The organism is Salinivibrio sp. IB643, assembly GCF_001996105.1.
Taxonomy (GTDB): domain Bacteria; phylum Pseudomonadota; class Gammaproteobacteria; order Enterobacterales; family Vibrionaceae; genus Salinivibrio; species Salinivibrio costicola.
Genome location: NZ_MUFF01000045.1, coordinates 1 through 9,977 on the forward strand (window position 1 = coordinate 1; position 9,977 = coordinate 9,977).

General features: G+C 50.9%; 6 protein-coding genes and 1 CRISPR repeat array. All 6 genes read left to right on the top strand.

Annotation, left to right across the window (positions count from 1 at the left end):
• Positions 1–248 precede the first annotated feature (248 nt).
• Positions 249–1,297: direct repeats of the CRISPR family, unit length 29 nt; unit sequence TGTTCACTGCCGCACAGGCAGCTTAGAAA.
• 443 nt (positions 1,298–1,740) lie between these two features.
• Positions 1,741–1,989: a type II toxin-antitoxin system ParD family antitoxin gene (locus BZG77_RS13630; protein WP_077647628.1), complete on the top strand. Its 249-nt coding sequence runs from the start codon at positions 1,741–1,743 to the stop codon at positions 1,987–1,989.
• Between the two features lie 187 nt (positions 1,990–2,176).
• On the top strand, positions 2,177–3,148 hold the full coding sequence (gene cas1f, locus BZG77_RS13635) for a type I-F CRISPR-associated endonuclease Cas1f (RefSeq protein WP_077647629.1): 972 nt from the start codon (positions 2,177–2,179) through the stop codon (positions 3,146–3,148).
• On the top strand, positions 3,145–6,591 hold the full coding sequence (cas3f, locus tag BZG77_RS15060; protein WP_077647630.1) for a type I-F CRISPR-associated helicase Cas3f: 3,447 nt from the start codon (positions 3,145–3,147) through the stop codon (positions 6,589–6,591). Before cas1f ends, cas3f begins: the two co-directional genes overlap by 4 nt.
• A gap of 253 nt (positions 6,592–6,844) precedes the next feature.
• Complete coding sequence (gene csy1 / locus BZG77_RS13645) at positions 6,845–8,200, top strand: type I-F CRISPR-associated protein Csy1 (RefSeq protein ID WP_077647631.1); 1,356 nt, start codon at positions 6,845–6,847, stop codon at positions 8,198–8,200.
• Complete coding sequence (csy2, locus tag BZG77_RS13650; RefSeq protein WP_077647632.1) at positions 8,200–9,192, top strand: type I-F CRISPR-associated protein Csy2; 993 nt, start codon at positions 8,200–8,202, stop codon at positions 9,190–9,192. The genes csy1 and csy2 overlap by 1 nt, the downstream gene beginning before the upstream one ends.
• Positions 9,193–9,208: 16 nt before the next feature.
• The coding region (csy3, locus tag BZG77_RS13655) for a type I-F CRISPR-associated protein Csy3 (protein WP_077647633.1) at positions 9,209–9,977 on the top strand (769 nt) is incomplete at its 3' end.

The following is a 9,977-nucleotide window of genomic DNA, read 5'->3' on the forward strand; positions in this document are numbered from 1 at the left end:
GCCTTCTGCCGTGGATTCGATGAATGGTTCACTGCCGCACAGGCAGCTTAGAAAGTTTGATAGTTCTACTCGCGCTGATTTGCCGTGTTCACTGCCGCACAGGCAGCTTAGAAAAAACCGCAGTTAAGGGGGATGAATGGCGATCTGTTCACTGCCGCACAGGCAGCTTAGAAAGCTGACGTCGGAATGGTTCACTGCCGCACAGGCAGCTTAGAAAGTTTGATAGTTCTACTCGCGCTGATTTGCCGTGTTCACTGCCGCACAGGCAGCTTAGAAAAAACCGCAGTTAAGGGGGATGAATGGCGATCTGTTCACTGCCGCACAGGCAGCTTAGAAAGCTGACGTCGGTTACATAGTGCCAGTGTCATTGTTCACTGCCGCACAGGCAGCTTAGAAATGTGGTCTATCTCGGCTTTGACATTCATGTATGTTCACTGCCGCACAGGCAGCTTAGAAAGGAAAACCTTACGAAAACGATGCCGTCAAAGTGTTCACTGCCGCACAGGCAGCTTAGAAATGTCGCACCTCGTATCGCTCGCCGCTGTCGGGGTTCAGTGCCGCACAGGCAGCTTAGAAAGCACCCGGCGCGCAGATGGTCAGCCCTCAAGAGTTCACTGCCGCACAGGCAGCTTAGAAAACAGGGCGTTTATGGTGATGATTCAGCGTTTCGTTCACTGCCGCACAGGCAGCTTAGAAAATGTTCAGAATTGTCAAAGGGTTTTTTGGATAGTTCACTGCCGCACAGGCAGCTTAGAAATTGTTGGGACACTCTAGATCTCTTTTAACCATGTTCACTGCCGCACAGGCAGCTTAGAAATCAATCGGCTGTAAGCCTAAATGATCGCGCATGTTCACTGCCGCACAGGCAGCTTAGAAAATTTTGTGCTATGGCTGGCGGTGTTACTTTTTGTTCACTGCCGCACAGGCAGCTTAGAAAGCCACAGTATATCTCTACAAAATACCGATTGTGTTCACTGCCGCACAGGCAGCTTAGAAATTTTCTGCACTGACCGCGCCRCCAATCATAATGTTCACTGCCGCACAGGCAGCTTAGAAATACCTAATGGATACTGACGCGCGCCAACCATCGTTCACTGCCGCACAGGCAGCTTAGAAAAAATACTCACCACGCCAAAGCGGATAGGCATCGTTCACTGCCGCACAGGCAGCTTAGAAAGATTGGCGTGATGGTCGAAAGCGTCTTGATGTGTTCACTGCCGCACAGGCAGCTTAGAAACGTATTATTAATTCTTTATTTAATTTTATTTCGTTCACTGCCGCACAGGCAGCTTAGAAAAGATTAACGACCTGGCCGTCTGTCACGCTCAGAGGTTAATCGTTGGCCTCGATGTCGGAGGCGCGCAGTCCGCTTGGGTAATACATGACAGACATCGCACTGGCGCTTGTCCGACCTACACACCATTTTAATATCGGCGGTGTCATTGGCTTACATTGGTTATCGGAACAGCCACTTTTGGCCCGATGATACCATTGGCGTAGGTGACACAAGCCCCAGCACGGTGTTGGATAGGTGCACATTGCCAACGGGCGCCTGTCACGATCAGTGCTAATTTGACGACGATGGTGCATAGCGTAAGTCATACCAAGCTTAAATGAGAATCTTTATGTGTGCTGCTGTACACCAACGTTGTTCGGCTGAATCAATATGAGTTAAAAGTTGGGAGTCACTGACAAAAGCGCTATATTCATTATTCATATTTGTGAATAAGTTAGATAGTTATGGCGACAACAAGTTTAAGCTTAGGGGAACACTGGGAAGCGTTTATTAAAAACGAGGTAGCAAGTGGCCGGTACGGCTCTGCTAGCGAGGTTGTTCGTGATGCATTACGCACGCTTGAGGAACGCAAAACCAAACTGGATGTGTTGCGCGCACATCTTGATGAGGGGGCTCGACAGTCGGCGAGTGACACGTTTGTCGATGATTTTTCAATCGATGAACTGATTAACAACTTGGACACAGAATCTTAACCATTTCACTATTGGTTAGTGCGCGCATTGTGATTGAACATTACTGACATACGCACTCATAAAGCGATCTTCCTTCAAACATTAAAGTGTGCCTTGTTTCACGGGCAGTTGATGCGGTTTGTGTTACCTTTTTGGTGCTTGTGAGTGATGTGCCTTGTCACTCGGGACAATCACGAAAGGGACACCCATGGACGATCTCTCGCCTTCTGATCTTAAAACCATCCTTCATTCCAAACGCGCCAATATGTACTACCTCGAGCATTGTCGCGTGATGCAAAAAGACGGGCGTGTGTTGTACTTGGCGGAAGCGAAACGCGAAAACCTCTACTTTAATATCCCCATTGCCAATACCACCGTCTTATTGCTCGGCACCGGCACGTCAATCACGCAAGCGGCGATGCGTATGCTGTCGCAAGCAGGCGTTCTGGTTGGATTCTGCGGAGGTGGGGGCACACCGCTGCATATGGCAACCGAGGTCGAATGGTTTACGCCACAAAGCGAGTATCGGCCCACCGAATATCTGCAAGGTTGGTTATCCTTTTGGTTTGATGATCAAAAGCGACTGGATGCTGCAAAGGCTTTTCAGCTAGCTCGTTTGAGTTACTTAAAGCAGGTCTGGCAAGCGAGCCGTGAACTTAAGCTTGAAGGGTTCGATGTGGCCGAATTGGCTGGCGCGCTCGACACCTTTGTGGAGCGAACCGAGACGGCCAGCAAGTCAGCTGATTTATTGCTTACCGAAGCGCAGCTGACCAAAGCGCTCTACAAACACGCCGCCAACCGCACGCAAAAAACCAGCTTTAAACGCCAGCATGAAGCCGACGATCTCGCCAACCGCTTTTTAAATCATGGCAACTACTTAGCCTATGGCTTGGCGGCGAGTTGTTTGTGGGTGCTTGGGATCCCGCACGGATTTGCGGTGATGCATGGCAAAACCCGCCGTGGCGCGCTGGTGTTTGATGCCGCTGACCTAATCAAAGATGCCATTGTACTGCCTTGGGCGTTTGTATGCGCCAAAGAAAACGCCACCGAACAAGAATTTCGCCAGCAAGTCCTGCAAGCCTTTATTGAGCACAAAGCGATGGACTTTRTATTCAACACCATCAAAGCCATTGCGCTGCAAGATTACTCTGAGGATGAGATAACGGAGCAGCAATTATGATGGTGACTTTTATTTCTCAGTGCGAGAAAAAGGCACTGAAGAAAACCCGCCGCGTGCTCGATGCCTTTGCTAACCGAATAGGTGATAACACCTGGCAAACGCTGATCACCGAAGATGGCTTAAACACGGTGCGAAAAATGCTAAGCAAAACCGCCAGCCGCAGCACCGCCGTCAGTTGTCATTGGGTTCGTTCGAGGACCCATAGCCAACTGGTGTGGATTGTGGGTAATCGCCGCAAGTTTAACTTAGAAGGGAATGTACCGGTCAATCGCACTGAGCTGGACCTTGGCCACAAGGAATGGGAGCAGGGTTGGCAGCTTAATGAAGTGATCGTGCTGGCAACGGCCATGGCGGGGTTGTTTCACGATTTTGGCAAAGCCAATGCGTTGTTTCAGCAAAAGCTTCGCGGCCAAACGGCACACCAAGGCGAGCCATACCGCCATGAATGGGTATCTTTGCGTTTGTTCGAGGCGTTTGCCAAGGGTAAAAAGGACCAGCAATGGCTTGATGAACTCAGGGCACTGACGCCTGAGACCGCCGCTGAGCATGAAGCAGCGCTACTGGCGCGACTATTTACCGAAGCAGAAGGCTATCAGCCTGCTTTTAGTGACTTATCACCATTTGCACGCATCGTGGCTTGGCTTATTGTGTCGCACCATCGGTTGCCCGTGAACTATGATGCCGACAAGGCACCGGTTGAGCTATCGCAAATTGACCAATGGCTCAGCCGTTGCTTTGGCAGCCACTGGAATGCACCCAACGCGCTTAACCTTGGTAAATATGACCCGCAAGCGCTTGCCGATAATTGGCGCTTTCCCGATGGCACACCATTTTTAAGCCAGCCTTGGCAACAAAAAGCGCGTCAATTAGCCCAGCGTGCCCGCCAATATCCGTGGAGCGCTCATGGACAAGTTGATTGGTTATCGCAGCGGTTTGTCAGCCATATGGCACGTTTATCATTAATGCTGGCGGATCGCTATTATTCGTCGCTTCCGTTGGAAAAGTCCAAACCCAAATGGCGCGATGGCCACTACGCGCCGATTGCTAACACAGACCAGTCTCAAGGTAAGCGCAAAAACGCGCCACCTAAACAACAGTTGGATGAGCACAATATCGGCGTGGCCATTAATGCGAGACGCTTTGCGGAGAATTTACCTTCGCTCAAATGGACCTTGCCGGCGATTGCCCAGCACCGTCGCTTTAGCCAAGGCGCCGAAAAAGAGAAGTATCGCTGGCAAGATATCGCCTATCGTAAAACCAAAACCATAACCACTGACTCGGAAACGCAGGGCTTTTTCGGCATTAATATGGCGTCGACAGGCTGTGGGAAAACCATCGCCAACGCGCGCATTATGTATGCGTTATCCGATCCTTGGCAGGGGTGTCGTTTCTCGGTGGCGCTGGGGTTGAGAACACTCACCTTGCAAACCGGCGATGCCTATCGTGAGCTGCTGAAACTCGGCGATGATGAGTTGGCCGTGCTCGTTGGCTCGCAAGCCATCCAGCGTTTGCACGAGGTACAAAATACGTCACACCAGCCCACCGGCGGCAGTGAATCCACCGAAGATTTTCTCGAGCAACTGTTTATCAGCTATGAAGGGCAAATTTACGATGGCCGGTTGAAACACTGGCTGAATAATCAGCCTAAGCTGGAGAAACTGGTCAGTGCGCCGGTGTTAGTGAGCACGATTGATCATCTGATGCCCGCTACTGAAAGCCTGCGTGGCGGCCATCAAATGGCGCCCATGTTGCGTCTGCTCAGTACTGACTTAGTCCTTGATGAGCCCGATGATTTTGGTCTTGAAGACCTACCGGCGCTGTGTCGCTTAGTTAATTGGGCAGGCATGTTAGGGTCTCGGGTGTTGCTTTCATCGGCGACTTTGCCGCCTTCTCTAGCAAAAAGCTTGTTTGATGCCTATCGCGCGGGCAGGGCGCAGTTTAATCATGCCCAGTTTGGTGAGAACGCCTCGACAAACGGCGCTGACAGTACGCCTGTGATTTGCGGCTGGTTTGATGAATTTACCAGCGAGATCCAGACGGTGACGAGTAAAACCGATTACGTGACTTACCACCGTGATTTTGTCTCAAAACGCGTTAAGCGATTAGAGGGCGCACAGCAAGTGTTGCGAAAAGGGGAGACGGTAGACACCTCCGCGATTACCTCTTTGGCTGTTCCTTCAACATCCAGCGAACCTAACCTCGATTTTGGGCCGCTAGCGCAACTTATCCATACCCATATCCATCAGTTGCACCATGCACATCATCAAACCCATGCATCCGGCAAAACGGTGTCGGTAGGCGTGGTGCGCATGGCTAATATTAACCCAATGGTCGCGCTGACTCGGGCGCTGGTACAAATCTCACCGGAACCGGATCATGCGATCTTTATTTGTCCTTACCACTCCCAGTTTCCGCTGGCGTTGCGTTCTTATCGAGAAAGCCGTCTTGATGCGGCGTTAAATCGCCATGATGAAGGGGCGATTTTCGAACAGCCGGAGATTCGTCATGCTATTGAACACTGTGATGCCAAACATCTGATGTTTGTGGTGGTGGGCACGGCGGTGGTGGAAGTAGGACGCGATCACGATTATGACTGGGCCATTGCCGAACCGAGTTCAATGCGTGCCTTAATTCAGTTGGCGGGGCGGGTACAACGTCACCGTCAGCAAGCACCAACAACCGCCAATATTCATGTGCTCGATCAGAATGTACGTGCGTTAAAAGGCAAGTATCCCGCTTATTGTAAGCCAGGCTTTGAAAGCACCGCTATCCCGCTAAAAAAAGGTTACAAGGTCACGCTTGATGAAGGGCTAACGGCAATTTCCGCCACGCCGCGCATTCAGGAAATACCCAAGCTGGAAAAATCTGCCTTTATATTTGCGTCGTCGGCAAAGAAAGTGGCCAAACCGGTGGCGCATTGGGGCGTACAGGAACACCGTGCGTTGCGCTTTACGTTGGAACTCACGGGCGGGGAAAAGTATCAACCTGATTTTTTTCGAACCGGTAAGGAAGCCGAGCTTTGGTGGAACGATACGCTTGTCAGCCAAGCCGCTGGGCTACGTTTTCCCGGTAAACATGCTAGCTGGAGCGGCGAACTGATCCGGCGTACCCCGTTTCGTCACAGTCAGCGCCAAGAAAGCTTTGTGCTGGCTTATAACGACGATGACAAACTAGCTTGGCAACAGTTAGATACTTCACGTTATCCCTACCAATACGCCGATCACTCATATCGCTTTAAACCTGTCGAGATCTCGTTAGCAGCCGGTTGCTATTGGTGGTTTGACGTTGATCCGGAAGCTGTTTATCAGCACTTTGCTGACCAACTGGGATGGTCGATTAAAAAAGCGAGCCAGCATTTGGGCGAAATACGCCTCGCGGCTGAGCGGGAAAGCCAAAACATCACTTGGTGTTGGCATCCACAGCTGGGTGCTTTTCGGGAATAAAAAGAGAGCAACGTGTATTGCCCTCAGAAATAAGCTGCCTATGCGGCAGTRTAACYGTTTGAWAAMYAWTATAATTTCTAAGCTATCGATGCGATAGAGTAGGCAGTATAGCGGAGTTCTATTCCAAAGCTCAAATCTTACCTTGACCACCATCCAATATTTAAAATTTGATAACTATTATAAGGTTATTGATAGTTGCTTGTTATGGCGGTAAGCTAGACATTGTTGTCTTGAAGGATAGAAGGAAGCGCTTATGGAACACAGCCTATATGATGCGCTGCTCGAGTATATTGAACAGCGTAAGGAGCCGAAGCTTGAGCCCTTGCAAAAGGCGCGCGATAAGGCCTTAAAAGCCGCCGCCAGCCAAGAGCAAGAGGCGATTGCTAATGCCGATTATGCGGAAAAAGCCGCGCCGATCGAAGCGAAGTATGAGCCAATTCACTGGGTTACAGACGCCGCGAAGCGAGCCAAAAAAATCAGCCTTGCCACGCATTGCCCCAAATTTGTTCATAGCGATGCCAGAGCGAGCAGTATGCTAGTCACTGAGGTCGATAAGAGCGAGTCTCGCTACCTCACCAGCTATTCGCTGACCGATAAAACCATTGATGCGGTCGGCAATGCGGCTGATATGGATGTGGCACGTTTTTTAAAAGTCACTGTGGAAGGTGACTCGCTCATTTCTCAGTTGCAAGCCGGCCATATCAACGCGCTTAAGCCACTCACGGATGACGCTACCTTGCTAGAGACTTGGCGTGCGGGCTTTTCACTGGCTTTGAATGATCAGACGTTGTCAGCCCATAATTTAATTAAGCAAACCTACTTTCCGGTGCATGAGGGCGAGTATAACCTGCTGTGCCCGCTATATTCATCCAGCCTTGCGCACACACTGTACACCAAGGTGCGCGCAACACGGTTTGGAGAGAGAGTCAAAGCGATTCGCGAGGCAAAGAATAAACAGTATTATCATCCGGCGCGATGGGAAATTTTTCCGCACACTGTTAAACAAGCTTTTGGCGGAGCAAATAAACAGAACATCTCACTATTGAATATGAATAGTAATCGCCAAGGCGAGGGCTTTTTRCTCAATGCWGCGCCKCCAAGCTATCAGCARCAGCCGGAGGATCCTAGCAAGCAAACCAGYATCTTCAAYCGCCGTTTAGCCTACCAAGCCAGYCATTTGCTTCACGATTTTCGCGCCTTTYTGGCRAGYYTWACCGAAMGGGACCGCAACTTTGCCACYCGTTATCGKCGTGACCATGACTTTATTCTGCCACTCACTGACTTGGTGTTTGACTATGCCGCACGGGTTCAGCTGCAAGTCGCAGCCGGTTGGAGYCAAGGCRYTGATGATMASGCRTGCCGACTAAAACGTGAACACGCACTTTGGCTGGATGTGTAYAACCCMGRCGCGCAATTTCAGCGWGAGCGTGASGCACAAGMSTGGCTGGACACTGTSGCCTCTGATTTTGCTGCTTGGTTACTGCGCCAGCTYGAGGACAAACAACACTATCTGCTTGGTGATACGGARTTYRATTACATCCGCAAAGTGTTCCTAACCCARCTAAAAGCGTTTGAGCGCGACACGCCTCAATTTGAGGAGAYCCGATAATGGCACAGTATCTATTGCTTAAGCACATTGAGGTGCAAAACGCGAACGCGATCGCAGGGCTGACTTATGGTTTTCCGGCGATCACGCACTTTCTCGGCTTTGCCCATGCGCTATCACGTCAACTTCCCGATACGATGGGATTGCATTTGGGTGGCGTGACCGTGGTGAGCCATAAAAACAACGTTCATGCACGGCAGCCCACAGGGTGGGGCGACTATGTCTTTGCCTTAACCCGCAATCCGGTGAACGCCAAAGGCGAGACAGCATCGATCAATGAAGAAGGACGCATGAATATGCAAATCTCTTTGCTGATTGAGGTTGAGGGGCTGATTGCCGGTGATAAAGCCGCGGCAGCGCAGTTGATCACGGCGGTGAAAGATTTAGCGCCTCAGCGACGGCTCGCGGGTGGGCAAATCTTAGCGATTGGCGAGATTGAACTGCTCGCGGATGCAAGTATGCAGAAAAAAGCGTTGCGCCGTCTCATGCCGGGCTTTGTCCTTTGTGATAGACATGATTATCTCGCCCAGCATCATCAACAGCTATTGCAACACAATACGCAGGCTAGCTTATTTGATGCTTGGTGTGAGTTTGCCATCTTGGCGTACCAAGCCGTCGCCGATGGTGAAAGCGCACCTGACGACGATAACCAACCCATTCCGGCGCAATGGCAGCGCGTGAAAAAAACTGAACCAGGATACTTTGTGCCGATTATGACGGGCTACCGCGCGGTTTCCTCTTGTTATGCCGCAGGCGAGGTCGCTAATGTGCGCGACCCCGAGGTGCCGGTAAGTTTTGTGGAAGCGGCTTACAGCGTGGGAGAGTGGCGCAGCGTCCACCGGCTCACTGATATCGACGAGGCATGCTGGCGGTATCACGGTGATTACCCTTGGTACCTTGCCCGTGTGACGGCAGCGACACATGCCGAACCCATTGAACCTGACGTTGTTCCCACAACCGATGACGACACTGACTTTGACCCCGACTTTTTGTAATTAAGGAGATTTCATCATGGCTGATAAAAAACTGACTAACCCTTCTGTGTTTGCTTTTGAGGCGAAACTGATGCCTTCCGATGCACTAATGTATGCCGGCAACTGGGAAAAAGGCGATTGGCAATCCATTCATGTGGGTGAAAAATCAGTGCGAGGCACCATCTCTAACCGCTTAAAAGCGGCCACCGCCAATGATCCCGCTAAGCTGGATGCGGAAGTATCTAAACCAAACCTACAAACGGTTGATGTTGCGGCACTACCGCATGATGCTGATACGCTCAAAGTGACCTTCTCACTGCGCGTGCTCAGCGGGTTGCATGTGCCGTCAACCTGTAATAATCCGGACTATCAGCAAGCGTTGGCCGATAAAGTGCGTGACTATCAATCAGAAACCGGTTTTAAAGAATTGGCGCAACGTTACGCGCACAACATTGCTAATGGGCGTTTTTTGTGGCGCAACCGTGTCGGTGCCGAGCAAGTCAAGGTGGTGGTCACCGCGGGCGAGAAGCAATTTAGCTTTGATAGTTATGAATTCAGCTTACGTGATTTTGACGCGCACCCCGATGTCACCGCGCTAGCAGAGGTGATCCAATATGGTCTGACAGAAGCGCATGCGCTTATCCATGTTGAAGCTTACTGCCAACTGGGCGAAGGGCAAGCGGTCTACCCCTCTCAAGAGCTGGTAATGGGTGGCGGCAAAGGCGACAAAAGTAAATTCTTGTATCAATTAGATGGCCATGCCGCGATGCACTCACAGAAAATCGGCAACGCGCTGCGCACTATCG